General features: G+C 36.3%; 22 protein-coding genes. 14 read left to right on the forward strand and 8 right to left on the reverse strand.

Going from position 1 to position 25,025, the window contains the following annotated elements:
* The first annotated feature begins 42 nt into the window (after positions 1–42).
* From OL225_RS06775 to OL225_RS06785, 3 genes are all read left to right on the forward strand, one after another.
* Complete coding sequence (locus tag OL225_RS06775; RefSeq protein WP_264517739.1) at positions 43–933, forward strand: GLPGLI family protein; 891 nt, start codon at positions 43–45, stop codon at positions 931–933.
* Between the two features lie 95 nt (positions 934–1,028).
* Positions 1,029–1,595, forward strand: a complete 567-nt coding sequence (locus OL225_RS06780) for a sugar O-acetyltransferase (RefSeq protein WP_047374240.1) — start codon at positions 1,029–1,031, stop codon at positions 1,593–1,595.
* A 20-nt stretch (positions 1,596–1,615) separates the two neighbouring features.
* Entirely contained in the window at positions 1,616–2,482 is an 867-nt protein-coding gene (locus OL225_RS06785; RefSeq protein WP_264517740.1) for a GLPGLI family protein, read from the forward strand.
* Between the two features lie 56 nt (positions 2,483–2,538).
* Here OL225_RS06785 and fsa read toward each other — a convergent pair whose 3' ends face one another.
* Positions 2,539–3,192 (reverse strand): fructose-6-phosphate aldolase, encoded by a 654-nt coding sequence (fsa, locus tag OL225_RS06790; RefSeq protein ID WP_047374243.1) that lies wholly within the window; start codon positions 3,190–3,192, stop codon positions 2,539–2,541.
* A gap of 264 nt (positions 3,193–3,456) precedes the next feature.
* On the opposite strand from fsa, the gene OL225_RS06795 reads away from it, so the two are divergent.
* Positions 3,457–3,945: a YdeI/OmpD-associated family protein gene (locus OL225_RS06795; protein ID WP_047374244.1), complete on the forward strand. Its 489-nt coding sequence runs from the start codon at positions 3,457–3,459 to the stop codon at positions 3,943–3,945.
* Positions 3,946–4,135: 190 nt separating this feature from the next.
* On the opposite strand, the gene OL225_RS06800 is transcribed toward OL225_RS06795, so the two are convergent.
* Entirely contained in the window at positions 4,136–4,672 is a 537-nt protein-coding gene (locus OL225_RS06800) for a tetratricopeptide repeat protein (protein ID WP_264517741.1), read from the reverse strand.
* 196 nt (positions 4,673–4,868) lie between these two features.
* Between OL225_RS06800 and pepE the strand changes: the two genes are divergently transcribed.
* The 4 genes from pepE to OL225_RS06820 all read left to right on the forward strand — a co-directional run bounded on the left by pepE (position 4,869) and on the right by OL225_RS06820 (position 9,058).
* The gene (gene pepE, locus OL225_RS06805; protein WP_047374248.1) at positions 4,869–5,561 is read left to right on the forward strand and encodes a dipeptidase PepE; all 693 of its coding nucleotides are present in this window, start codon (positions 4,869–4,871) and stop codon (positions 5,559–5,561) included.
* Positions 5,561–6,412: a hypothetical protein gene (locus tag OL225_RS06810; protein WP_264517742.1), complete on the forward strand. Its 852-nt coding sequence runs from the start codon at positions 5,561–5,563 to the stop codon at positions 6,410–6,412. Before pepE ends, OL225_RS06810 begins: the two co-directional genes overlap by 1 nt.
* A gap of 95 nt (positions 6,413–6,507) precedes the next feature.
* On the forward strand, positions 6,508–7,881 hold the full coding sequence (dacB, locus tag OL225_RS06815) for a D-alanyl-D-alanine carboxypeptidase/D-alanyl-D-alanine-endopeptidase (RefSeq protein ID WP_047374254.1): 1,374 nt from the start codon (positions 6,508–6,510) through the stop codon (positions 7,879–7,881).
* Positions 7,882–7,888: 7 nt separating this feature from the next.
* Entirely contained in the window at positions 7,889–9,058 is a 1,170-nt protein-coding gene (locus OL225_RS06820) for a sensor histidine kinase (RefSeq protein WP_264517743.1), read from the forward strand.
* A 138-nt stretch (positions 9,059–9,196) separates the two neighbouring features.
* Here OL225_RS06820 and OL225_RS06825 read toward each other — a convergent pair whose 3' ends face one another.
* From OL225_RS06825 to OL225_RS06850, 6 genes are all read right to left on the reverse strand, one after another.
* Positions 9,197–11,053, reverse strand: a complete 1,857-nt coding sequence (locus OL225_RS06825; protein ID WP_264517744.1) for a PDZ domain-containing protein — start codon at positions 11,051–11,053, stop codon at positions 9,197–9,199.
* Positions 11,054–11,186: 133 nt separating this feature from the next.
* Complete coding sequence (locus tag OL225_RS06830) at positions 11,187–12,818, reverse strand: M1 family metallopeptidase (protein WP_264517745.1); 1,632 nt, start codon at positions 12,816–12,818, stop codon at positions 11,187–11,189.
* A gap of 133 nt (positions 12,819–12,951) precedes the next feature.
* Entirely contained in the window at positions 12,952–15,912 is a 2,961-nt protein-coding gene (locus tag OL225_RS06835) for a reprolysin-like metallopeptidase (protein ID WP_264517746.1), read from the reverse strand.
* A 226-nt stretch (positions 15,913–16,138) separates the two neighbouring features.
* On the reverse strand, positions 16,139–16,966 hold the full coding sequence (gene tatC / locus OL225_RS06840) for a twin-arginine translocase subunit TatC (RefSeq protein WP_185097806.1): 828 nt from the start codon (positions 16,964–16,966) through the stop codon (positions 16,139–16,141).
* A gap of 67 nt (positions 16,967–17,033) precedes the next feature.
* Positions 17,034–17,561 (reverse strand): hypothetical protein, encoded by a 528-nt coding sequence (locus OL225_RS06845; protein WP_047374265.1) that lies wholly within the window; start codon positions 17,559–17,561, stop codon positions 17,034–17,036.
* Positions 17,562–17,630: 69 nt separating this feature from the next.
* Positions 17,631–18,590 carry a KpsF/GutQ family sugar-phosphate isomerase gene (locus OL225_RS06850; RefSeq protein WP_047374267.1) on the reverse strand — a complete coding sequence of 320 codons (960 nt, stop codon included), beginning with the start codon at positions 18,588–18,590 and terminating at the stop codon, positions 17,631–17,633.
* Positions 18,591–18,748: 158 nt separating this feature from the next.
* Between OL225_RS06850 and recQ the strand changes: the two genes are divergently transcribed.
* From recQ to lpdA, 6 genes are all read left to right on the forward strand, one after another.
* Positions 18,749–20,953: a DNA helicase RecQ gene (gene recQ / locus OL225_RS06855; RefSeq protein WP_047374268.1), complete on the forward strand. Its 2,205-nt coding sequence runs from the start codon at positions 18,749–18,751 to the stop codon at positions 20,951–20,953.
* Position 20,954: 1 nt separating this feature from the next.
* The gene (locus OL225_RS06860; RefSeq protein WP_264517747.1) at positions 20,955–21,509 is read left to right on the forward strand and encodes a hypothetical protein; all 555 of its coding nucleotides are present in this window, start codon (positions 20,955–20,957) and stop codon (positions 21,507–21,509) included.
* A 10-nt stretch (positions 21,510–21,519) separates the two neighbouring features.
* Complete coding sequence (locus OL225_RS06865; RefSeq protein ID WP_047374272.1) at positions 21,520–22,602, forward strand: glycosyltransferase; 1,083 nt, start codon at positions 21,520–21,522, stop codon at positions 22,600–22,602.
* Between the two features lie 78 nt (positions 22,603–22,680).
* Positions 22,681–23,031, forward strand: coding sequence for a hypothetical protein (locus tag OL225_RS06870; RefSeq protein WP_264517748.1), 351 nt, complete (start codon positions 22,681–22,683; stop codon positions 23,029–23,031).
* Between the two features lie 48 nt (positions 23,032–23,079).
* Positions 23,080–23,466 (forward strand): cupin domain-containing protein, encoded by a 387-nt coding sequence (locus OL225_RS06875; protein WP_264517749.1) that lies wholly within the window; start codon positions 23,080–23,082, stop codon positions 23,464–23,466.
* A 130-nt stretch (positions 23,467–23,596) separates the two neighbouring features.
* Positions 23,597–25,000: a dihydrolipoyl dehydrogenase gene (gene lpdA / locus OL225_RS06880; protein ID WP_047374277.1), complete on the forward strand. Its 1,404-nt coding sequence runs from the start codon at positions 23,597–23,599 to the stop codon at positions 24,998–25,000.
* Positions 25,001–25,025: the final 25 nt, after the last annotated feature.

A 25,025-nucleotide genomic window follows, 5' to 3' on the forward strand; every position in this document is an offset into this window, starting at 1 on the left:
TGTCAATATCAGTTTGGCAAAGCCTTTTTATTAAAATAGATTATGGGAAAAAAATATTTGATTTTATTAGCATTTTTAAGCGTGACTGTGAATGCACAGGTGAACAGATTCTTTTATGACTATAAATATATTTCTGATTCTACCAATAAAGCAGACGTGAAAAGCGATGTTATGCTTTTGGATATTGATAAAAATGGATCCAAATATTACAGCCGCGAAAAGTTTGTTTCTGATTCAACAATGAAAGCTGATATTGCCAAGCAGATGAAAGGAGGATTCGGAGGCAGTATTAACATCAAGAGAAATATAAAGCCGGGAACAACTTTCTCAACGGTCACAAAGAAATACCCGGATTATAGGGTTTCATTTTCTGAAAACATTGGAAATACAACGTATAAAATGCCGGAAGACCAAAAACCTGAATGGAAAATTCTTCCCGAAAAACAAAAAATTGGAGAGTATAATACCCAGAAAGCCACCACAAATTACGGAGGAAGAAGCTGGATTGCATGGTTTTCTACAGATATCCCGTTTCAGGATGGTCCTTATAAATTTTATGGACTTCCAGGGCTTATCGTTAAAATTGAAGATAAAACAGGATCCCATATCATGACTTTAATCGGTAACAAGAAAACGGAAGCTGCATCAGAAGAAGATGTCCAAATACCGGGTCTTACTACCATTGGCTTAGGAGGAAAAGAAATAGAGATCAACAAAAAGCAGTTTAAAAAAGCATGGAAAGATTATCTTACTGATCCTACAAAAGATATGAAACAAACCATGAGTACTCTTCCTGCAGGAGCTGTGGTACAGATGAAAAATCAGGACGGAAAAAGTATTGATGTCAATGAAATGTACAGGAATATCGAAAAAAGGGCAAAAGAAGACCAGTTAAAAAATAACAATAAAATAGAACCGGAGCTTTATAAGTAGCAGTTTCTATTGAATTAAATGCAGTAAGGTTATCATAATCTTACTGTATTTTTTTTGTATTATGTATCTTTATCCGGGACTTAAAATTCCATATTATGACAGAAAAGGAAAAGTGTGCAGCAGGACTTTTATACAATGCTAATTATGACAATGAGCTGATTCAGGAACGTATTGCCTGCAAAGATCTGTGCCAGGAATATAACGGATTGAAAAACTCAGATGCAGAAAGGAGATATGAACTGCTCGGGAGAATAATTGGAAATATAAAAGAAAATATCTGTATAGAGCCTAATTTCTGGTGTGATTACGGATACAATATCAAAGCAGGAGAGAACTTCTATGCCAATCATAACCTTGTTATTTTAGATTGTGCCAGAGTAGAATTTGGTGATAATGTCTTTATAGGTCCCAATTGTAGTTTTTATACAGCAGGCCATCCGCTTGATGCTAAACAAAGAAACGAAGGTCTTGAATATGCGCATCCGATCAAAGTAGGAGATAATGTTTGGCTGGGCGGAAATGTTGTTGTGCTTCCCGGAGTTTCTATCGGAAATAACTCGGTGATTGGTGCAGGAAGTGTTGTTACAAAAGATATTCCGGATGATGTAGTTGCAGTGGGAAATCCGTGTAAAGTTGTTAAAAAAATTACAAAACAGAATTAAAAAACTATATCCAACTAACCATGAGAAAACTGATCATTTTATTGAGTCTTATTTTGGCTGTAACCACTTGTGCCCAGAATCAAAGATTTATGTATGAATACAAATATACCCTGGATTCTACGGCTAAAGATAAACTGGAAGTTGAAATTATGCTTTTAGATGTTGCATCAAAAGGTTCAAAATTTTACAGTAAAGATTCTTTTGAGTCAGATTCCCTTATGACATCTGCTATGGAAAAACAGCTGCAGATGGGAGTTAAAGAATTAGATTTTTCAGGGATCAAATTCAAAGGTAAAATAAACTATAGTGTTGAAAAAATGTATCCGGATTATGCAGTGAATTTTTTCAATAATCTTGCTGCTGATGAATATATGATACAGGATGGCAGAAAACAAGAATGGAAAATATATTCAGATAAAGCAGAGATTGGTGGATTTAAAGTACAAAAAGCAATATGTAATTTCGCCGGAAGAAAATGGACAGCCTGGTTTACAACAGATCTCCCCATTCAGGATGGTCCGTATAAATTTCATGGGCTTCCAGGATTAATTGTAATGCTTGAAGACGCTTCCCATACCCATTCATTTGAATTAAAAGGAAATAAAAAACTTCCTGAAGGCTATGAATGGAAAAGTACCAAAGAAAAAGAACGATTTAATGCTCTCGTTACAGTGAATGAAACAAAATATAAAAAAGCTTTTAAAGACTACCTTGCCGATCCTATGAAAAGTGAAAAACAGATGCTGGCTCAGGGCATTGAAATGCAGGAAATAGATGAGTCAGGGAAATTGATTCCTGCAGATAAAGCACAAAAAGAGAAAGAAATAAAAAGGAAGAATGATCTGAAAAAGCAAAATAATATTCTTGAGCTGGATCTGCTGAAATAAAAATAAATCCCGAAACATTGTTCCGGGATTTTTTATATCTGAATAAGAATCAGTTATTATGCTAATTTCTGAGAATCTGCAATGAACTGAGCCAATCCGCTGTCTGTAAGTGGGTGCTTTAGTAAGCTCAAGATCGGAGGCAGTGGAGATGTAATAACATCTGCTCCGATTTTAGCACAGTCAATGATATGCATTGAGTGACGGATAGACGCTGCTAAAATTTCAGTTTCAAACATATAATTATCGAAAATCAATCTGATTTCCTGAATAAGGTTAAGACCGTCTGTAGAAATGTCATCCAATCTTCCTAAGAATGGAGATACATAAGTAGCTCCTGCTTTTGCTGCCAAAAGTGCCTGGCCTGCAGAGAAGATCAATGTACAGTTAGTTTTGATTCCTTTATCAGAAAAATATTTTAAAGCTTTGATTCCGTCTTTAATCATTGGAATCTTTACAACGATATTAGGGTGAATAGCAGCCAACTCGTCTCCTTCTTTAATCATTTCTTCATACGTTGTAGAAAGAACTTCCGCAGAAATATCTCCGTCTACAAGTTCGCAGATCGTTTTGTAATGGTTTTTGATTGCTTCAGCCCCCTGGATACCTTCCTTTGCCATTAACGAAGGATTGGTTGTTACACCATCTAAAATTCCAAGATCTCTCGCTTCCTTGATTTGCTCTAAATTAGCTGTGTCAATAAAAAATTTCATTTTGTTAAATAGATTTATTGATACAAAGATAGGGAATTAATTGGGTTCTGGGATATGAATTTTGAGTTACGGGGTGGTAGAGTTTGAGGGTTTGAGAGTGATAGAGTGAGAGGGGGCACTGAGGGTGAGAGAGTGGGAGCGTTATAGAGGATGAAAAAAATAAATTTTATGCTGATCTTAAACCAAATAGTTAATTTTGTACTAACACCTAACACCTAACACCTAACACCTAACACCTAACACCTAACACCTAATATATTCTCCATGAAAAGCAACAGTTTTACAGCCACATTGGAAATCATCGGGATTAATCCTTTTGTATTTGTTCCGGAAGAGATTTTGGAGAGGATTTTTGATGAATCAGGAAGAAATAAAAGTCCGATTCCGGTAAAAGGAACAGTGAACGGAAAGGAATTTAAACAAAACCTGATGAAATATCTGGGAGAGTGGAGGCTGTATGTCAACCTCATAATGTTGAAAAATTCCCCGAAGAGAATTGGAGAAATTATTGACGTTGTATTGGAATATGATGATTCTGACAGAAGTATTTCTATTCATCCCCATTTGGAAAAAGCAATTAAAGAAAGTCCTCTGGCAACAGAAAATTTCGAAAATCTGATTCCTTCAAGAAGGCTCGAACTGGTTCGTTATATCAACAATTTAAAAACCGAAGCCAGCATCCAGCGGAATATTGAGAAAATCATCCGGCATTTGCATGGTGAAACAGATTTTTTTGGAAAGATGATTGAATAAAGAAGAAGAGTTAGAGTAAATAGTATTATTGAGTATTTTTCAAGGAAGTGCATTCTCCATAAAGCTTTTTCAGCGACAATGTTGCATTTCTTAGCTCCCTTAAAATAAATGGTAAATAAATCTTTGCGTTAAATTAAGTTAGATATAAACAAAAAATGCCGAAAAAATTTTCCGGCATTTTCTTTTTTTACTAAGAATTTAAAGCTTTGCTAAGCTTCACGGCGTCCTGATTGCTAGGGTCATACTGTAAAGATTTGGCAATGTGTTCTTTAGCCTTATTAGGATCTGTCTGTTGTTCTGCAAAGGCAATATAGAAATAGGCATAGGCCAGATTTTTCTTATTTTGCTCTACCTCTTCCGGTTTTACGGTTGCAATATACTTTTCATAAGCCAGTTTTGCATTGGCATCATCTTTTGCAGACTGATAAGCATAAGCCTGACTGTAATATGATGGAGCCCAGTCCGGTAATAAAGCAGAGATTTTCTTCCAGGTATCAATGGCATTCGGCCAGTCTGATGCTTCCTGATAAGCTGCTGCTAATTTTGCTAAGGATTCAGTATCCTTTGGATTGGCCTCAATCTGTTTTTTAAGACCATCAATTGTTGGATTGCTTGTTTGACTCGTTGCTGCCGAAGTTTCCGGTTGAGTCGTTTGCGCGTTTACAAGACTTACACTTCCTGCCAGTATCAAACCTAAAAATAGATTTCTACTATTAATTGTACTCATTTTCATAATCTTATATTTTAAATTCGAAAATCTAAAATTCAATAATAATTCCATAAAATCTTAAATTTTAGAAGCTTTAAGGTTTTTTAGAAAATATTAACGGGAAACGTGTTTTTTTTAGTTTAATTTTTGATTCGTTCATCTTTGAGGTTATCTTTGTCATTCATTTTTTTATTAATACATATAATTTCGTGGTATGAATATCATATTAGCTTCAACATCCACTCTTTTTGGTGGAGAATATCTGGAATACTTAAGAGAAGAATTAATCCAACTCTATAAAGGAATTGACGAAATTGTGTTTATTCCTTTCGCAAGACCAGGCGGAATTTCTCATGATGATTATACAGCAAAAGCACGTTCTTTCTTTGAAACCATTGATATAAAAGTAAAAGGACTTCATGAATTTGAAGATAAAAAAGAAGCCATTCATCAGGCAAAAGGATACTTTACCGGTGGTGGAAATACCTTTTTATTGGTTAAAACATTACATGAAGAAGGGTTGATGTCTGTTTTAAAAGAAAATGTATCAGGAGGAAAAGCATATCTTGGATGCAGTGCAGGAAGTAATATTGGAGGTCAGAATATGAAAACGACGAATGACATGCCGATCGTATATCCTCCAAGTTTTGACTGTATGGGGCTGGTTCCTTTCAATATCAATCCGCACTATCTTGATCCTAACCCGGATTTGAAGCATAATGGAGAAACCAGAGAAACCCGTATTCAGGAGTTCCTTACCCAAAACGATATTAAAGTAGTAGGCCTTAGAGAAGGAAACTGGATCAGAAGAACAGCAGATTCAATTACAGTAGAAGGAAGTGAACTGACAAGAATTTTTGAGAAAGGTAAGGAACCTTACGAAATAGAAGCAGGAAGTACTCTTTAATGAACAAAGAAGAAATTAATCTTTTTGTAGAACGTAATCTGACCAATTTTTCAGTAAACAGCACCGGATGGGATAGTCTGATCCGGAAACTGCTCTTTGAATTTGCCATTGCAGGCTGGAGTAGGGAAAACCGTGTTTTTGGAAAGGAAAAATTCGGTGGGTTGAGGTGCTACACGTATTCTGAGGATGAAGTACTTAATAACAAGCTTAAAATTATCAAAGACAAATATTCAGAATTATCTGTGAAGACTTGTGAAATCTGTGGCGGTGAAGGTAAAATAAGAACAATAGGTTCCTGGCAGACAACATTATGCTTGAGCCATTTTCTGGAACAGCAGCCTGTTATTGAAATTAATAACAAACAGAATATCAGAAGAAATAATAACACAGTTCTGAATATTAAAAATATTATCAAAGCCGAGGTTGAATATGACCTTCAGAAATTATGTCTTTATACTAATCAGGAAGAAGAATTTTATTTTTCATGGCAGGAGCCTAATTATTATCTGCTTTTAAAAACAATTCCTCTTTCGTTTTTTCCGGAAGACAGGAGAAGTGAAATTTCAACATTATTTCAAGGCTTACAGGATTGCGAAATATGTGGATACAAGGCTGTGCATCAAAGAAATTGTCTGCGTTGTCATAATGAGTCGTGGAATGATTCCGGATATTTTATTGAAGATTACGGAGAAAAATCAAACTATATAAAAGAATGTCAGATGGACATTTTCATAGATGAAGATGACTACGAGAAATATTTTAAACATGACCGGTCGTTTGAAAAATCTCCTGACCATCAGATTCTTTTCAGTTCCGATGACCTCAGAGAATATGAAAAGTTTTTATTTTAACTATATTTGATTAGAATTTTAAACAATAAAAAAGGTTCATATACGGGTTGTGAACTGTATATGAATATTTGATTTAGACCCAAATAAACAATTTAATGAAAAAAACATTTGCTGTTCTCACACTCTCTGTACAGATGGTTGCTGCGCAAAATATTGCACAGAAACTAGATAAAGTAACTAAGGATCTTATGGATTCTTCAGGAACGGTTTCTTCCAGCTTATCATTTTATGTTTCAGATGAAAATGGCAACTTCATATACGAGTATCAGGGAAGTAAAGGGCTTTCTACTGCTTCTACACAGAAAATTTTTACCGCTGGTGCCGCACTGGAAATTTTAGGTAAAAATTATACTTTTACAACCACCTCAAGCTATTCCGGAAACATATCCGGAGGAACGCTGAACGGAAACCTTTTCATCAGTTCCAATGGTGATCCTACCCTGGGAAGCTGGAGGTATGATTCCTATAAACCTGAAAATTTTAAAAAGAAGCTGATTGAGGCAATTAAAAATTCAGGAATTACAAAAATATCAGGAGATCTGGTGATTGATGATTCTTATTTTGACCATCAGACGATTCCCGGAGGCTGGCCGTGGGATGATCTTGGAAATTATTACGGAGCAGGTGTCTGGGGAATCAACTGGAAAGAAAACCAGTTTGACATCAATATTAACGGAACAGATTTTAAAAACTTTTCTTATCCTTTGGAAGGAGTGAAATGGCTGAATGATCTGAAAGCTGGTGGCAGTTCTGATCAGAGTCTTATCTTCACCGCACCTCATTCTGATGTAGCGCTGATAAACGGGATGCTTCCGGCAGGAAAAACGGTTACAGTTTCCGGTTCTACTCCCAATCCGCCTTTACAGCTGGCAGCAGAAGTAAAGCAATGGCTGAAAGAATCGGGAATTGAGATTTCAGGAAAAGCAGTTACAAATTCACAGCTTGAAATAGAAGGAAAGCAGGTATTGGAAGCGCCAAAAAATAATATTCTTTTGACTTATCAGTCTCCGACTCTGGATAAGATTGTTTATTGGTTTTTAAGGAAAAGCATCAATCTGTATGGAGAAACATTGATTAAGACCTTAGGAAAAGAGAAAAAAGGAAATCCAAGTTTTAAAAGCGGGGTAACCTATCTGAAAGAATTCTGGAAATCAAAAGGAATCAATCCTAATATGATCAATTTTGCAGACGGAAGCGGACTTTCACCACAAAATTATGTGGCGGCAAAAGCTGAAGTACAGGCACTTTTATATGCTAAAAAACAATCCTGGTTTGAAGCGTACTATGATGGATTCCCGGTACAGGAAAATGGAATGAAGATGAAAAGCGGAACGATGAGAGATACCAAATCTTTTGCAGGATACCACACCGCAAAAGATGGCAAAAAGTATGTGTTTTCGATCATTATCAACAACTACCAAGGAAGTGGAAATGCAGAACTACAGAAAATTCTGAATGTTTTAAAATAAAATAACTTTGAGAAAATCCATACTTACCAGATTGAATAACTGGATTATTTTTGTTGTCATGACTATTTTGGTTATTGCTATTGTAGTGGCTTCAACATCACTCATTAATTTTCTCAGAAAAGAGGAGATCAAAAGGATCAGTCTTCTTTCCAAAGCGATAAGAATACAGCAGGAGGTAAAGACTCCGGATACGGATGTTCTGGATCTGCTGCCCGATATCCTTAATATCAATAATACCATTCCTTTCATTGTAACAGATAAGTACAAAAACCCGATTCTTGATCTCGGATACTACAGAAATATCCCTGAAGCTACCATAAAAAATTCTGAAAAACTTCAGGATGTGATCCGGAATATGGAGAAAAATTATGATCCTATTGAGATCAAAGTACCGGATGGAAATAATCAGTTTGTCTACTATGACAACTCACGTATGCTTAATAATCTTCGGTATTCGCCTTATATTTTAGGATTGTTTATCTTACTGTATTTTGGTTTTTCTTTCTGGTTTTTCAGGACAATCAAAAAGACGGATGAGGGATATCTTTGGGCAGGTCTGGCTAAAGAAACAGCTCATCAGATCGGAACCCCTTTATCTTCCATGATTGGGTGGATGGAAATTATGAAGCTGGATAATCCCGAATCGGAAGGGGTGCATGAAATAGAAAAAGACATCGAAAGACTCAGGACGATCTCAGAACGATTCTCAAAAATAGGTTCTGTTCCTGAACTGAATGACAGAAATTTCAATGAAACGATTCAGGAGAATTATGATTATTTGAAAACCAGAATTTCCAGAAAAATCAATTTTACACTGAATCTTCCTACTTACACGGTTTTGGTTCCACATAATAAAATTCTGATGAGCTGGGTGATTGAAAATCTGGTAAAAAATGCTGTGGATGCCATGAAAGGAGAAGGAGCTATTACAATGTCTGTTTTTGAAAGGAACAAAAATATTCTGATCGAAGTGAAAGACAATGGAAGCGGAATGACAAAACAGCAGGCAAGGAATGCATTCAATCCCGGATATTCTACTAAAAAAAGAGGCTGGGGATTAGGACTGTCATTGGCGAGAAGAGTAATTCATGAATATCATAACGGAGATATCAAAATTTCCCAAACTGAAATAGGAAAGGGAAGTACCTTTAGAATAACAATCAGAAAGGGGGATTGATTCTCGTTGAAATTAAGGCAAATGGGAAACCTAACAGGTTTTCAAAACCTGTTAGGTTTGTACCAAGTAATCTTAGGCTTGTATAAAAGCTCAACTTGAAGAAAGCAAAAAGCGGGGAAATTTTCCCCGCTTTTCTTGTTATTTTTTACCAGTAAGCCACTGTGTCTGTAGTTTCAGTTCTTCCGGAGTTGGATTCGCCTTAAATGAAGGGGTTTCCATTGTCATTTTATCCAGAATAGCCTTTCCTTTCAGAGTCATTTTTTCTTTTTTACCGGCATTATCTCTTAAAATAGTTACCGTAACATCCTGTCCGTCTTTGATGGTTCGGGTATACCCGATAAAATCCTGTACCTTTTTAATGTCTACTGTTTTCCCATCCAAAGCAAGTACCTGGTCTGTGATTTTAAATCCTATACTTTTTGCAAATGGAGACAGAGCTGAATGATCATCGAAAGCAAAAGCATTGGTCTTTTCATCAAACCCTGTCTGATTCGGGTCTTTGATGAACCAGAAAAGAGGCTGGCTTTCCTGCTTTTTAAGATCTATACCTACCATACTCAGATATTGTGCATAAGGCGTTGGCTGGTTTCCTGCAATATATTTGTTATAGAAATCTTTCACCTGAGGATATCCGGTTACTGTTACCAACTCGTCAATCAGCTTATCATCTTTGAAAGGCTTGTTTTCCCCAAATCTCTGAGACAGTTTTCTGATCATATCACGGTATCCCATCTCTCCGTTGGAAAGTTTTCTAAGCTCAATATCTAGACACATTGCCAAAAGAGCTCCTTTTTCATACACATTTCTGTACTGATCTTTATAAGGCTCTACCAATACATTTTTGCTCATTACCGTGAATGGCATTGTGTCGTCATAGCTTTTAGAGTTGGCAATCTTCTCACCAATTCTTTGAAGGAACTGATCTTTATTGATAAGACCTTCCTGAATTTGGAAAAGATTGGCAAAATACTCAGTTCCACCTTCATACATCCATAAGTGCTGAGACATCTTCGGGTCTGCATAATCGAAATAGTGAATCTCTTCAGAATGGGTCTTCAGAGGATTTACAGTATGGAAAAACTCGTGGGAAACCACATCTGTAATGGTATTGTCAATAGCATCTTTCGGCATTGCTTCCGGAAGTACTACGCTTGTAGATTCATGATGTTCCAGTGCTCCGAAACCTTTTACTCTAGGTCCGTCTCCTCCGGAAAGATAAAGCATGATTGCATACTTTTTATTGGTATTCATATCACCCAGGAATTTCTTCTGAGCAACCACCATTTTTTCCAGATTCTCTTTGAAATCTGCAGCTTTGTATTTTCCTGTTGGAGAATATACTCCCAGTACAAGATCCATTCCTCCCGCATTGAAGGTAATATAATCCGGTTTTGTATACATCAGTGGTGAATCTGTTACCTTAGCGTAGTTCGCAAGGGTATAGGTATCTGTAGCATCAGATTTGTCCTGGTCTACCAATGCTGTTGTTCCGTAGAAATCTGTTGGTTTCTGAACAATCAGCTGATAAGGAACATCCTGCATATTATCAATATAGCCGATAAATCCGTGGGTATTGATCATGTATACTTTCCCGGCTTCAATATCAGTTCCTGATGGAGAAAATACTGCTTTATGTTTTGATGTATCAAGCTCATCATCAAAGCTGTCATTCACAAGATAAGAGATCTTGGAAAGACCCTGAGCGTTTTTCAGTGAATAGGTATTGTCATTTACTTTAGTGAAAGTAAGTTCTTTGCCTTTATTATCGTAAAATTTGATCCCTTCGATGAATCTTCCATAGTCGTCTACAGAATAAGTACCCGGAACCGTTTTGGGGAAATGAAATTTAACATCTCCTGATTTCATTTTCGGAAACTCCATGGTAACGGCTACTTTATCATCTTTTACATTGACTAGATCAATGGTTGTTTTTATAGACTGAGCATTTGCTAAAAAAGAAGCAAAAATACCGAGACTAAGTACTGTTTTTCTCATTAGGTTTACATTAATAGTTAAATAGTTGCTCTTTTTGTCATTTTGTTACGGAAGAAGTATTAAACTTTTCTTAAAATTTTAAAGTAAAAAGTGAAAAGGCAAATCTGCTGATGTGCAAATTTGCCTTTTTCTTTTATTTATTATTGTAATAATTAATATAATAGTTAGGGTTTAGCTCAATCGGAGTGCTCTTTTTAAGCTTCACAGTCTGCCATTCTTCCGTAGGATTAATCGTTTGATCACCATTAATGATTACAGGTAACTTCAGGTTTTTCACCACATCTGTATAACGGAATTTTAAAGTATCACCATTTTGAGTATACTCAAGAGTTGGTATTTTTATCGTTCTCAGATACTGATCAAAAACAGTTGAGAAATCAATGCCTGATTTTGATGAAATATAATTCTCAATTTGCTGGGTGGTAACCGTCTGATGATAAAAATCTTTATTCAAGCCTCTTAAAATCTGTCTGAATTTTTCATCATTATTGATGACCTGTCTTATGGTATGAATCATGTTAGCTCCCTTTGGATACATATCTCCGCTGCCTTCATTTCTTACTCCGTATTGGCCAATAATAGGAACGTCATTGTCTATCAATTTCCTGATCCCCTGAACATAGATTTCAGCAGATTTTTTGTCCATATATTTTTCCGTGAAAAGAGTCTCAGAATAGTTGGTGAAACTTTCATGGATCCACATATCAGCCTGGTCTTTTGCTGTAATATTATTGGCGAACCACTCATGGCCGCTTTCATGAATAATAATGAAATCCCATTTTAATCCAACTCCTGTCCCTGAAAGATCTCTTCCAAGATAGCCGTTCTGATATTTGTTTCCATAGGCTACATTGCTCTGATGTTCCATACCAAGGTGAGGAGACTCTACAAGTTTGTATGAATCTTCATAAAACGGATACGGACCAAACCAGTATTCAAATGCTGAGAGCATAGGTTTTACCTGTTGAAATTGTTTTTTTGCCTTGTCCAGATTATAGTCAAGTACCCAATAATCCAGGTCCAGTTTTCCTTTTTCACCCTCAAATACATCTTTAAAGTTCACATATTTCCCAATACTCGGGATAATGGAGTAGGCGTTGATAGGATTTTTAACCTCCCAGGTATAAGTAGTTTTACTGCCGGTTGTTTTTTTATCAGTTAGTCTGCCGTTACCCACACCTACCAGATCATTAGGTGTGATAATTTTCATAATGATTCCGTTATCAGGTTCGTCGCTCCAGATATCTTTGGTAGGAAGCCATATGGAAGCACCTATTCCTTCGTCAGCAGCAGTCATCCATGGATTTCCTTTTTCATCCTTAGTAAAGACCCAGCCTCCGTCCCATGGGGCGTTTTTAGCAATCGTAGGTTTTCCGGAATAAATAACATTGATAGTATATTTTTCGCCTTTTTTGAATTTTTTATTCGCTGTAACAAAAATGAAATCTCCGTCCTGTTTATAATTGGCAACAGGAAAATTTCCTTCCACCTTATCAGCTTTCATCGGCTGTTGAAGGTCGATCTGGAAAACAGGATTGGTAACATCTTTTATAATCTCAAAGCTGATTATATTATTTCCTTTAATGCTTTTCTGCTCAAAATCCGGTTCTACGGAAAGATCATATTTTTTGACATCCCAAAAATTTCTGAACTCAGTATTGGAGCCCTTTAAAGTATCCTGTTTGGTGAAAACCTTACCCTTTTCAAAGAACTGCCCGAAAACAAGTCCTGATGCAAACAAGAGTGTATATGACAACTTTTTCATTTAAACTTTATTAATAATCTTCTCAAAAGTATAAAATTAAATCAATAGCACATATCGGAAATGCAATAAAATACAGATTTTTGAAGGCATAAAAAAAGCCCGGTCATTGCCGGGCTGTAAAAATTATCAGGTTTTATTTTTTGATGAATTTCAGGTTTGTTGTGGTTCCTTTATCTTCAATTGAAATGATATAAGCTCCAGTGCTTAATTTTGAAACCTGGATTTTATTATCATTAATCTGGCCGTTCATTACTTTTTGACCTGCCATATTAGTAATGATAAACTGAGCTTTAGATGTAATCTGGGTTACATTTAATACATCATTTACCGGGTTAGGATAGATCTGAATTGAGCTCTTATCTTTTACTGTCTCACTAGTAGAAAGCTGCTGCTGGATAAGCACCGGATAATCTTCCACTTCACCATATTGCTGGTTGCTGCATCCGCTGTTTGGCTGGCTTTCATATCCCAATACCACTCTCATGATCACGTTTCCTCCGGTATAAGCATCTGCAGGTACTGAGAATGAACCTGAAACAGGAGTTGCTATACTAGGTGCGCTGGTATAGATTATTTCAGATGAAGAGAATACTCCGTCTTTGTTGAAATCTATCCACACTGTTACCCCGTCATTATACTGAGAACTTGTCCATGCTTTGGTAATGCTTACATTGTTACCTGAAGATCCTGCCATAAGGGTGATCAGTTTTGTAGGATCTGTAGTGTAGTCTGTATACGGCGTATTGGCACTGCTATTTGAAACAGGGGCCATTCCCGAAGGAGTTACCGTCACATTGGAAATATACTCGTCAGCTGCATTTGTTCCGGTTATGGAGCATTTAGTAAATGAAGCTGTGGTGAAATTAGTTGATGCAGAATAAGAACCGACAGAAGATCCGCACACATTGGCTACCTGTACTTCATATTGAGTTGCTTCTGTAAGTCCTGAAATGTTATAAGAGTTTGTGGAAACAGGAACAGTAGTCCATGTTGCAGTTCCTACTTTTCTATACATTACAGAATAAGTTGCTCCTACTAACGCTGTCCAGTTTACAGATGCTGAAGTTCTTGTAATACCTGTTACCATAATCCCTGCCGGAGCAGATGTTGTACAGGCACTTGCAGATGCAGAAACTGTGGCATTTCCAACGGCATAGAATACATTATCAATAGCGCTTACTCTTATCTTTACGCTGGCACCCGTAGCCAGAGAAGAGAACGAAAACGGCTCAGCTCCGTCATTAGGTGTGGAAGCATTAATTACCGTCCATGTATTTCCATTATCTGTAGTATAGTCTAATTTAACGTTCTGTACATTATACGGCGCATTATTAGTGTTTACTACATCCCAGCTAACAGCTCCCGGAGTATTATTGTAAACAGTAGTTGATGTTACTTTGAAAGGTCCTTCATTCCCTATATCCACTTTCATTAGATTGCTTTGTGTCTGCTGTTGCGCAACATTCGGATTATTATCTCTCACCGTTACCTTGAAATTCATAGTTCTTGGTATATTGGATACGGTTTCCCAATCTGCAGCACTGGTAAGAGTACCATTAAGAACATTTGATAATTTAGGGAAATAACGTGTTGGAGAGTTTGTTGGCATTAGAGATCTGAAGTTTGCCCCATTATTTCTCGTTGCACTTACTGGCCCAAAAGCAGAAGTAGCCAGATCATATTGTTCCCAGGTATAGGTCATGGGATCATTTTGTGCATCTGCTGCAGAAGCCGTTAACACAAAAGCTGTTCCTTTAGGGATCATTTTATTGATCATTGGCTGTATCGAAGGAGGAGTATTTGCTACTGCTGTAATAGTTCCACAGTCCTGACCATTGACATATGCTCCTACCTCTTCAATATTTTTGGTATGAAAATAAGCATCAGAATGCATCTGAACATTATAGTTGGTAATACCGGCGTATCCCATAATAGTAGATCCGGATCCCGGTTCCATGTGGGCACCGTGCAAAGCAATAGACATTGTGTGAGCTGCTCCGAACTGGTGACCAATTTCATGAGCTACAAAATCTATATCATAATTATCTCCGAAAGGCTGATCTGGAGTAGAAGGTGAAGTGATTCCCGCACCTTTAGAAGTCGCATCATTATTGCTTGCAGGGTTTCTGCAGACATTTCCTACATCTCCGGCACTTCCACCACCACCTCTGTGGCCAAAGAAATGTCCTATATCATAAGCATTGTTACCTACACCGGCAGTATTGGAAAGAGTTTGCTGAAGCTGTAGATTCCATGCACCGGGAGCACTATATGTTCCATTTGGATTTGTTATCACATTAGAATAAGGGTCCGTAGCGGGATCTGTAAATATAAGCTGTGGAAGATCCTGTACAATCATATGGATTCCAAAATCTTTTTCAAAAACACCATTTACACGGTTCATTGTAGCATTAATACGGGCTGCGGCTCCAGGAACACCTCCTGCAAGTTGAGTGTATTCACCGTTTACAGAGATTGCAATTTTATAGGTTCTATATTTTTGTTCATTACTTTTATTAACATTACCGAGTCCGTTTAAGACATTTTTTGATTTCAGAAGCTTATTCATATCTTTCTTTGCCTTCTCAGGCTCAGAAGTTCTACATTCAAAAGGATCTTCATGAGATTTGTTAGATTTGAAAAAAACTCCATATACATCCTTTTCTTTATTGATAGGCTCTATGAATTCATATTTGCCTGTATCAGAGTCGAATGTCATAGATTGGAAATCGTTTGGTGCAGTACTGAACCGGATTTGCTTATATGGGTTATCCAGTCCGATACCAGAATATGCTCCCAATTCATATCTATCTGCCATAGACTTTTCTACTACAGGCGAGCTGTAAACTGAAAATCGTTCAATCCTTCCGTCTGCTGTAGGAAGGGAAACGATTACAGGGCTTCCTCCTTTTCCTGCTTCAGGAGTGTTTTTCAGTTGATCTCTTAATGCAGAAAGATCAAATTTGTAGGAATATTCTACTTTTACTTCTTTTCTTACCGGTGTGACTTTTTCCGAGACCGGCTCCCAACGTTGTGCCTGTAAACCGCTCAGGCTTAAAGCCAATGCACAGACGAAAATAATTTTCTTTTTCATATTTTTCTATTTATTGTTATTGAAGTTTTTAAATATAGTATGTTTTTTTTAATCTTTTACTGGTAATATGGTGTTAATTATTCCTAACTTTATAATATTAGCTAAATTTTCTTCTTGTTTTAAATTATATTAAGAATAAGTATAATTAAGGTTAATTTTTTTAATAAAAAAGCGCTATCATTCAATTGAATAATAGCGCTTAGGTTTTTATTAGTGAAAATACTAGTTATTTCTGTACTGCAGGAAGATTTCCGTTGCTTTTCTGTACCCTCTTATATGTGAATGTACACATCATAATACTGAATTCATACAAAATAAGGAGTGGGAATGCCGCCATCAGCATACTTAAAACGTCTGCAGGTGTAATGATCGCAGCAACTACCATAATCAAAACAATAGCGTGGCGACGGTATGTCTTCATAAATGCTGGAGTAAGAATTCCGATGCTGGTAAGGAAATAGATCAGAATCGGGAAAAGGAAAATAACACCCATACCCAAAACTACCTGTAAAAATAAGGTGGTATAATCACTTAGGTCATAAAGCGGAACAATAATGTCTGAAATTTTAAAAATAACTCCGAAATTAACCGCAAACGGAAGGATTAGAAAATAACCGCATAATACTCCGGTCATGAAAAGAATCCATACTGCATTAATGATATAAATAGAATTTTTTCTCTCTCTCGGATGTAAAGCTGGACCAATAAAACGCCATAATTCCCATACAATATAAGGAAAAGCGGCTACCATTCCTCCAAAAACAGAAACAGCCATCATTACATTGAACTGCTGATACAGCCTCTGTACACGAACAGGGAAGTCTTTCGGAAGATGAATACTGTCTTCCCCAAGAATCATTCTTGAAAAATGATTAACAACTCTGAATGTCGGGAAATCATTTCTGGTGGGCCCAAAAAAGATATGGTCCATAATCCAGTTGATATTAAAACCAACCACAAAAGCCGCAATTATGATAGCAATAATCGAACGGATCAGATGCCCTCTTAATTCTCCTATATGTCCAAGGAAGGACATGTCTTTACCATCACTCACAGAATACAATTTTTAAAGCGCAAATTTATGAAATATTTAGTTAAATGACCGATGTTGGATTCTAAAATTATCGAGGCACATATAAAGCAAAATCAAAATCCCTTTCTTTAATATTCATTTCTGTTAGAAGGTCTTCTGCGGCTACGTTGATTTTTTTCCACCTTTCATCAAGGCTAAGATCTAGTAATTCGAAAAACCATTCTTCTTCTGCCACTACATCAGTAACCTTTTTAAAATCTGATATTTTCTGTCTCAGTGATTCGTTGATAAACTTATTTCTGAATAACGATTCTATTTCTTCGCTGTATGAAAATATACATAAATCATCTCCGATATCTATCAGAGACAGGCAGTCTGCAACAGAATTGAATTTTTTATCATCATAAGTACAGAAGATCAGGCATCGGACGACACGGTCAAAATAGTCCTGACTTTTTTGATCATAGTACAGATTTCTATCATGATTAGAAGAGTCAGGGCTATGATTAGGTTCCAACGGGAGATGATGCACTGTATTTCTTTGTGAATCCTGATAGTCAAGATATTTTTTCAAAAATATAGGGAATAGAATCAGTAAATAAAGAATAATCATCATAATACCTTAAAAATATTTAATTAAAACGCTGATCCGAAGGTATAATGCCTGAAATCTTTTATTTGAACTTTAGTTAATCCCCTCATCTAACAATTTATGCAGGTCTATAATCCCGAAATACTTACCGTTTTCCGTTACAATAAGCTGGCCGATATTATTTTCTTTCAGCGTTTTCATAGCCTCTTTGGCTAGTGCATCTTTCTCAATAGTCCTTGGATGGGCAGACATAATATCTTTAGCCAATACTTTACTGATATCTTCTCCTTTCATCAGCATCCTTCTTAGATCTCCGTCTGTAATAACACCAATGATCTGATCTGCATTCGTTACTACTGTAATTCCATGGCTTGATGCACTGATTGAGATAATGACATCTCTTATTGATGAATCTTCTGTAACCTGTGGTTTTTGAGAAGAAAGAAACTGTTCTACTTTAGAAGTCAGGTTTTTTCCTAAGCTTCCTCCGGGATGGAATTTGGCAAAATCGTTAGCCTTGAAACCATTCAACTCCATTAAAGCAACAGCCAAAGCATCTCCCAAAGCCATCTGGATTGTGGTAGAGCTGGTAGGTGCCAGTTTGTTCGGACAGGCTTCAACGTCAACGTGAGTATCTAAAATAATTTCAGAAAACTCAGCCAGTTTACTCTTTTTATTTCCTGTCATCCCGATCAAAGCGGAGGAATAGTCTTTTAAATAAGGAACCAGATTGGCAATTTCCGGAGAATTTCCGGAATTTGAGATGCATAAAACAACATCCTGCTTCTGAATCACTCCCAGATCTCCATGGATTGCTTCTGAAGCATGCAGGAATTGTGAAGGGGTACCCGTTGAGTTTAAGGTAGCTACAATTTTATTTCCCACATGGGCTGATTTTCCAATTCCTACCACAATAAGCTTTCCTTTTGCTGAGTTGATGATCTCCACTGCCTGGGCAAATTCGTCATCAATTCTGTTTTTTAATTTTTCGAGTTCAGAAATCTCTATTTCTAAAGTGGTTTTTGCAATTGATATAATGTTGGTTCTATCCATTTTATGATGATAAGGTATACAAAAAAGTTCTTTAAAAACGTTATATTTTAAAAAGAATATTTAATATAAGTTTTATTTTTTATAAATTCGTTCGCTTTTATTTTAAGCGAAATTTTTATAACTTTGGGTGTGATGCAAATTTAGCAATAGAAAATTAGATGAGCGCAAAAAAAGCCAATTTATCAGGCGAATTGAAAAAGTATTTTGGGTTTTCTACATTTAAGGGCCAGCAGGAACAAATTATAGACAACCTATTGAATGGGAAAGATATATTTGTTTTAATGCCTACAGGTGGTGGGAAATCATTATGTTATCAGCTTCCGGCACTTATTTCGGAAGGTACGGCAATTGTCGTTTCGCCATTGATAGCGTTGATGAAGAATCAGGTAGATGCAGTGAACGGCCTTTCATCTGAGGATGGGGTAGCGCATGTGTTAAATTCCTCATTAAACAAAACGCAGACCAAGCAGGTTTTTGACGATATCAAAAGCGGCAAAACCAAACTTCTGTATGTAGCTCCTGAATCATTAATTAAAGATGATTACCTGGATTTTTTGAAAGATGTGAAAATTTCTTTCTTTGCTATCGACGAAGCCCACTGTATTTCAGAGTGGGGACATGATTTCAGACCGGAATACAGGAATCTGAAACAGATTATAGACAGAATCGCCAATGTACCGGTGATTGCTTTAACGGCTACCGCTACTCCTAAGGTTCAGGATGATATCCAGAAGACTTTAGGAATGACTAATGCATTGGTGTTCAAAGAAAGTTTTAACCGTCCTAATCTATATTATGAAGTATGTCCTAAAATCAATATAGATAGGGAAATCGTTAAGTTTATCAATCAGCATAAAGGAAAATCTGGAATTGTATACTGCCTGAGCCGGAGAAAAGTTGAAGAATTTGCCCAGCTTCTGCAGGTAAACGGGATCAATGCTCTTCCTTATCATGCTGGTCTTGACCAAAAAGTAAGAGTCGCAAATCAGGATAAATTCCTGATGGAAGAAGTAGATGTGATTGTTGCAACCATTGCTTTCGGGATGGGAATTGATAAGCCGGATGTACGTTTTGTGATCCACTACGACTTCCCAAAATCATTGGAAAGCTACTACCAGGAAACCGGAAGAGCAGGGAGAGATGGAGGAGAAGGGCACTGTCTGGCATTCTACGATCCTAAAGATATTGAAAAATTAGAAAAATTCCTGGCACAAAAACCCGTTTCAGAAAGAGAAATCGGATTACAGCTTTTAAATGAAGTGGTAGGCTATGCTGAAACTTCAATGAGCAGAAGACAATATATTCTGTATTATTTTGGGGAAAGTTTCGATCCGGTAAAAGGAGACGGAGCCAATATGTGTGACAACTCATCCAATCCGCCAAAAGTAAAGGATGCTACTGCAGACTTAAAAAAATCGCTTGAACTTATTAGTGATACAGGAGAAAAATTCAAGTCTAAAGATCTGATTTCTGTTATCGTAGGGAAAGAAAATGCAGTGACAAAATCTTACAAACTTGAGCAAAGTTCTTATTTTGGCTTTGGAAAAGATGAAAAAGATAATTACTGGAAAACAATCCTGAGGCAGGCAACCGTTCAGAACTTTTTACAAAAAGACATTGAGACGTATGGTGTTTTAAAGATTACAGAGAAAGGAAAAACAGTACTGAATGGTACTTCTAAAGATGTATTCTTAATTGCTGAAGACAGAGAGTTTGACCTTACTCAGGCAAAAGCAGAAAGCGATCAGATACAGCAGCAGGCTGGCGGAGGTATGGATCAGAACCTCTTTAACCTGTTGAAAGAACTGAGGAAAAAGGTAGCCAAAAAACATGGAATTCCACCTTATACGGTTTTCATGGATCCGAGTTTGGAGGATATGACCGTTCAGTATCCGATTACAGTAGATGAAATTACCAAAATATATGGAGTAGGCGAAGGAAAGGCTAAAAAGTATGGTAAAGAATTCGCTGATTACATTAAAACATATGTAGAAGATAACAATATCGAACGTACTCAGGATATGGTATTGAAGCAGGTGGCCAATAAATCGAGCCATAAAGTTTTCATTATCCAGAGTACTGATAAAAAGATTGACCTTGAAGATATTGCAAGAGCCAAAAACCTTTCTATGGATGAACTCCTGAAAGAAATGGAAAGAATTGTATATCAGGGAACAAAGCTGAATATCGACTATTATATTGAAGACAATTTTGACGAAGACATCGTAGACGGATTCATGGAATTCATGAACGAATCTGAAAGTGACAGTATGAAGGTATTGCTGGATGAATTCGGGGATGAGCTGTCCGATGAAGAAGTGAGAATGTTGAGAATTAAATTCATCAGTGACGTAGCAAATTAAGATGACTTTAAACAATAACGAAATAATTTTAAAAGAAATTCTTCCTGAGAAGAGTTTCTTTTTTAATATGACAGAAAAGTTGAGAACAACTTTTTCTATATTTTACCTTGCAATTGGTGTATTTTTTATTACGAGTAGCTTAAACTCCAGTTTTTGGCTTTTTTCGATAATGGCAGTTGTGATTTTTTGTAATGCTTTATACATTTCTTTTTTCAGATGGATTGTAAAGTATTGGAAACTGAAAAATAATTATTACGTAATTACAAACCAAAGAATAGCTATCGTTAAAAAGGGAAGTGGGAAAATTTTAAAATTTAAAGAACTGAATGAAATAGATCAGGTGAACGCTGAAATGAATTCAAAACATTTTGGCAACATCATTTTTGGAGAACCGGAAAGAATATTTGGTAAAGATGATGAGAATTTTTCTTTTTTTAGGAGAAGAGGAGTCAATTTTGCTGAAGATAAATATGCTTTTCCAAGTGTTGGAAATATTCACGAAATTATTCCTGTATTTAGTGAGTTGGGATTGAAGGTTAATAAAACTTTTTACTAACTTTACATTGATGAAAAAGATATCTGTCATATTTATTCTGCCGGACTTAGAAACCGGGGGAGCAGAAAGGATTGTTACTACTATAGCGAACCATCTTTCCAGAGATAGGTTTGAACCCAAGATTTTGCTGTTACGTAAACAAGGCGGATATCTGAATTTTCTTAAAAAAGATGTCGAAATTATTGACATCAATACTGAAAGAATAAGACATTCCTTAAAGCCTATTTTAGGTGAAATCTACAGAAGAAAACCTGATATTGTGTTTTCAGGTTTTGGTGAAGTAAATGCCTATTTATCATTATTTATAAAGCTTTTTCCAAGAACGAAATTCATTGCCCGGGAAACCAATGTGGTAACCCAGCATGTAACCCGTAAAGAGATTAAGTTTTTCTATAATTTTTACAACAACTATCAGAGAATCATTGCTCAGAGTGATGATATGATGAAGGATCTTGTTGATAATTTTAATATTAAAAAGAAAAAAATTGTCAAGATCAATAATCCTGTAGACTTTGATTTTATTGAAGATAAAATGGCACTGTCTTTAAAACCAGAATGCTTTAAATACAATTATAAAAATGTAGTGGCTATTGGTAACTTATCATCCAGAAAAGGGTTTGATAACCTGTTGAAAGTTTTTTCCAGACTGAAGAATGAAAATATTATGCTTCATATTCTGGGTGACGGAAAAGATAAGGATATCTTATATCAGACCAAAGAACTCTTAGGATTAAAAAAAGTGATTTTCCATGGCAGACAGGATAATCCCTACCAATATCTGAAATATGCAGATCTATTTGTACTTTCTTCAAGATACGAAGGATTCCCGAATGTACTTCTGGAAGCAGGAGCCTGCGGTACCTATTCTCTGGCTAACAACTGTCCCGGAGGAATTAATGAAATTATCCAGCATAATGTAAATGGTGAAGTCGCCGATATTGAAAACTATGATGGTTTTGCCCAACAGATTGTAAAGGTATTGCAGAACAATTATAATAGAGACGCCATAAGAAACTCTATTAAATCCAGGTTTTCAAAGAATATTATTCTGGATAAATATGAAAAGGTATTGCTGGATTTAATAAAACCTTAGTAACCCTTATTTGCTTTATGAGTGGTTAATTTCTTACTTTTGGAGTTATAAATTTTATCTGAAAACCAATTTTTATTCATGAATAAAATCCAAAAATTAGGATGCGCCTGTGAGAAGCCTAGTTCAAATTATACAGAATATAGAAGCTCAGCATTAGGAATTGATCATACAAACGGGAGATATGGAGAAGTAACGATTCAACAGTGCAAGTTGTGTCAAAGAATATGGATTCATTATTTTGTAGAATATGAAAGTTTTTCCAAATCAGGAAGATGGTACAAAGGAATTGTTTCTAAAAAAGACCGTCCTCAAATAACCCCGGAAAATGCGGTAGAGTATCTGGAAAACCTTGAATGGTATGTATATGGAGGATCTTTTTTTGAAAGTACAGGAGAATTCGGGCAAGGAAAATTGAATGTGAGTTTGTAGTATTTTATGCTGACTTAAGAATAAGCAATACAATTAAATATCAAATTTATGAAGCCGTTTATAATCGTTATTTTAATGCTGAATTCTGTTGTAATAATCGCTCAGCAGAAGACAATTTCCAGAAAAGAGTTGTTAAAAACTGCTCTTGATCAGAAAGTAAAATCCACAGAGATTCAGGAAATAACAATGGCTGCAGGGCAGGGAGCTCCGAAACATCTACACCCCTGTTCCGTTTTAGGAATCATCAATTCAGGAGAGGCTGTTTTTCAGATAGAAGGACAGGAAAGAGTTATCCTTCATCAGGGAGATGCTTTCTATGAACCTAAAAATACCAATATTCTTCATTTTGATAATGCCTCAGCAGAAAAACCACTCATCTTTACTGCAATTTATTTGAAGGAAGGAAGTGAGGAAAATATAAAATTCATAAAATAACATTTTTCATAAAACTAAAGCATATAATTATCATTTTTAAAATTGATAAAACTCACTTTGGTGCTTGGTAATTTATATGTAAATTTGTGAGAATTAAGATAGATAATAATAAACAAATTCATAGAATAACATGAGTCAATTCGATGTTACCGTAATAGGTTCTGGTCCCGGTGGTTATGTTGCTGCTATCCGTGCAGCACAATTAGGTTTCAAAACAGCAATTATTGAAAAATATTCAACTTTAGGCGGAACTTGTCTTAACGTTGGATGTATTCCGTCAAAAGCGCTTCTTGACAGCTCTGAGCATTTCGAAAACGCAAAACACAATTTTGCAGGTCACGGAATTATCATCAATGAGCCGCAAGCGGATATCGCAAGAATGATCGAACGTAAAAACGAAGTGATCAAGCAGAATACAGATGGAATCAGCTACCTGATGAACAAAAACAAGATTACTGTTTTTGAAGGAGTGGGAAGCTTCGAATCTGCTACTCAGATTAAAGTTACAAAAAACGACGGTTCTTCTGAAACCATCGAATCTAAGTATACAATCATTGCAACGGGGTCTAAACCATCTGCATTGCCTTTCATCTCTTTAGATAAAGAAAGAGTGATTACTTCTACGGAAGCTTTAAACCTTAAAGAAATTCCTAAACATTTAGTAGTAATCGGAGGTGGTGTTATCGGTCTTGAATTAGGTTCTGTATACCTAAGATTAGGAGCTCAGGTAACTGTTGTAGAATTTATGGATAAAATCATCCCTGGAATGGATGGAGCTTTAAGCAAAGAATTGACTAAAGTTCTTAAAAAACAAGGAATGAAGTTTATGCTTTCTACTGCGGTTTCTGCGGTTGAAAGAAACGGAGATACTGTAAAGATCACCGCTAAAGATAAAAAAGGAGAGGAAGTAGTAGTAGAAGGAGACTACTGTTTAGTTTCTGTAGGTAGAAAACCTTATACAGACGGTCTTGGACTTGAAAAAGCAGGGGTAGAACTTGACGAAAGAGGAAGAGTAAAAGTAAACGACCACCTGCAAACTAACGTAGCTAATATCTATGCAATCGGTGACGTTATCAAAGGTGCGATGCTTGCTCACAAAGCTGAAGAAGAGGGAGTTTTTGTTGCTGAAACATTAGCAGGACAAAAGCCTCACATCAACTATAACCTGATTCCTGGTGTTGTTTATACTTGGCCGGAAGTTGCAGGAGTTGGTAAAACTGAAGAGCAACTGAAAGAAGAAGGGGTAGCTTACAAAGTAGGATCTTTCCCAATGAGAGCATTAGGTAGAAGCCGTGCAAGTGGTGATGTTGATGGTCTTGTGAAGATTATTGCAGACGAAAAAACAGATGAGGTTTTAGGAATGCATATCATCGGAGCCAGAGCTGCTGACCTTATTGCTGAAGGAGTAATTGCTATGGAATTCCGTGCAAGTGCTGAAGATATTGCAAGAAGTTCTCACGCTCACCCAACATATGCAGAAGCAATTAAAGAAGCTGCATTGGATGCTACAGGGAAAAGACCAATCCATATGTAATAATTGATTAAAAGATTTAATCATT

The sequence above is a fragment of the Chryseobacterium viscerum genome (assembly GCF_025949665.1).
Lineage (GTDB): Bacteria > Bacteroidota > Bacteroidia > Flavobacteriales > Weeksellaceae > Chryseobacterium > Chryseobacterium viscerum_A.